At 64.5% G+C, this 2,108-nt stretch carries 3 protein-coding genes; all 3 read right to left on the bottom strand.

Annotated elements, in window-relative coordinates:
• Positions 1-427: 427 nt before the first annotated feature.
• Positions 428-793, bottom strand: coding sequence for a YgiW/YdeI family stress tolerance OB fold protein (locus tag JaAD80_RS27855; protein WP_102299383.1), 366 nt, complete (start codon positions 791-793; stop codon positions 428-430).
• Positions 794-885: 92 nt separating this feature from the next.
• On the bottom strand, positions 886-1,458 hold the full coding sequence (locus JaAD80_RS27850; protein WP_102299381.1) for a prepilin-type N-terminal cleavage/methylation domain-containing protein: 573 nt from the start codon (positions 1,456-1,458) through the stop codon (positions 886-888).
• 108 nt (positions 1,459-1,566) lie between these two features.
• Positions 1,567-2,108: hypothetical protein (locus tag JaAD80_RS27845; protein WP_102299379.1), on the bottom strand; the 542-nt coding region annotated here is incomplete at its 5' end.

Raw genomic sequence — 2,108 nt, 5'->3', positions numbered from 1 at the left:
CAGCCGGGCGCCGTCCAGGTCGCGTTCGACGGCGGCCGCGACGGCGCGTGCCGCCTGCGCTGTTTCACTGACGACATGGCTGCGTTCGCGCGTGTAGCTTTGCGCCACCAGCAGGAAAAATACCAGCGCCGTTGGAATGACACAGGCGAGCACCAGCCATGAAATTCTTGAGCGTATCGAAGGCAAATCTTGCACCCGGAAGGCTCCCAGAATGGATGAGTCGACAGGCCCGCTCACGCTGGCGCTGGCTGACGTTGAATGAAAAGATGCTAGACGAAATTGATTGTTCTGACAAGCCTAGTTTCTGAGGTGAAAAAAGAGTTGCGCAGGGCACACAGAATGCCGATGCGCCGCGGCTGGCGGGCGGCGACAGGGAAACAGGCTCCCGCCAGGACGGCGGGAGCGGCGGGGAAGGAGTTGGACGGTGTTACGGCACGACGGTCAGCACGCTGACGTCGATTTCCGGGCTTTCCATGAAGTCTTTCTCCACTTCGCCGCGGATTTCCACCTGGGTCTTGGCGTCGATCTTGCGGTTCATGAAGACCTTGTCATCGATTTCCACGCGGATCTCGGCCGTGCCGTCGGAGAAGGTGTATTTCTCGTTGCCCACCTTGCGCAGCAGTTGGCCGCGCAGCACGACGGCCTGGTCGTCGACAGGGTTTTTCAGGATGGCGGCGACCGTCTTGGGCGCGTCAGGACCGGTGGACGGGCCCACGTACTGCGCGTGGGCGCTGCCCGCCAGCAAGGCGGCAGCGGCAGCCAGGGAAACGAGGAGTTTGCGGTGCGATTGCATGGTATTCCTTTCAATGATGCGCGACGGGCGCGAAACGATGGCGGGGAACGGCAGCGCAGGCGCAGCGTCCCTGAATGATAGTGACTGCCTGGTCAGAAGAAGACGGCGGTGCGGGGAATGATAGCACCGGTATTGCCATATGGCATGTTCGCCCGCACGCTGCCCGTGCTGGCAATGCCGTCGTCGAGTTTGCTGTCTATCTGTTCCGCGTAGCCGGCGGGCAGGTTGTCGAAACGGATGCCGTTGCCGGCCCGTCCGCCCACTTCGTCGTTGTACAGGTAGACGGCGCCGCCCTGGGCACTGGTCATGAATTGCGAGGTGCCGTTGTAGGACCCCGTGATGAAGCCGCCCAGCGCCAGGTGCTGCGGCGCCAGGGTGAATTCGCGCGGCTGGCCGTCGCCGATCTGGCCGTCGCCATTGCCGTTGCCGGCTGAATTGGGCACGTGCACGGTGCCCTGGATATCGTCGCCGGGCAGGGCGCGGAACTTGTCCTGGTAGGCATTCACGGCGGCCGTCAGCGAATTCGATTGCTGGATGATGTTTTTGACCTTGGCGCTGTCGATCAGGCCTTGTCCCTTCAGCACGCCGCCGAGCAGCAAGCCGATGATGACCAGGACGATGGCGATTTCAACGAGCGTGAAGCCTTGCTGGCGGCGTGGGAGCATGGGATTTCCTTATCAAGAACGTGGGCCCGCGTAGGCACTTTACGGGGCAGTTTACTGCAAATGGCGGGACGCGTGAATGGCCTGTGCGCCGCAGTGCGCAGCGCCATGTCAGTGCGCCAATGTTGCTTTCTTTACGGCAATTTCATCGGCCAGTGCGTCGAGCTTGCGCGCCAGGAACGCCAGCTCGTGCGGGTCGCTGATCTGGCCGCTGGCGATCAGGCCGCCGATCACCAGGCGGGCGCTGTCGAGCTGGTCCATGTCTTCGAGAATGAAGGCTTCCATTTCGCGCACCCAGTGGGGCACCTGCGGCGCCGTCGCCAGCAGGCGCAGCTGGCGCGCGTAGCGCAATGCCAGCGGCAGATCGTGCAGCTGGTGCTTGGCCACCAGCACGGCCTGGGCCATGGCGGGCCAGCGGCGCGCCGGATCGGCGGCGAAGCTGGCGGCGATAAAGTCCAGCATGCGCCGCGCGCGGGCCGGGTCGGCCACGCCGGCGTAGACCTCGCTGGCGGCCACCAGCGCGTACTGGCTGCGCGGATCGAGCGCTTGCGCCGTGCCCAGCCAGCCGGCCAGGCGTTCATAGTCGAGGACGCGCCACGGCAGGCTGACGCCGGGCTGGTCCTCGAACGCTTGCAGGTACAGCAGCAGCGCCT

The organism is Janthinobacterium sp. AD80 (assembly GCF_002878455.1).
In the GTDB taxonomy this organism is placed as follows: Bacteria; Pseudomonadota; Gammaproteobacteria; order Burkholderiales; family Burkholderiaceae_D; genus Janthinobacterium.
Note: the sequence above shows the minus strand (reverse complement) of the source record. Positions and strands in the feature narration are given on the sequence as shown.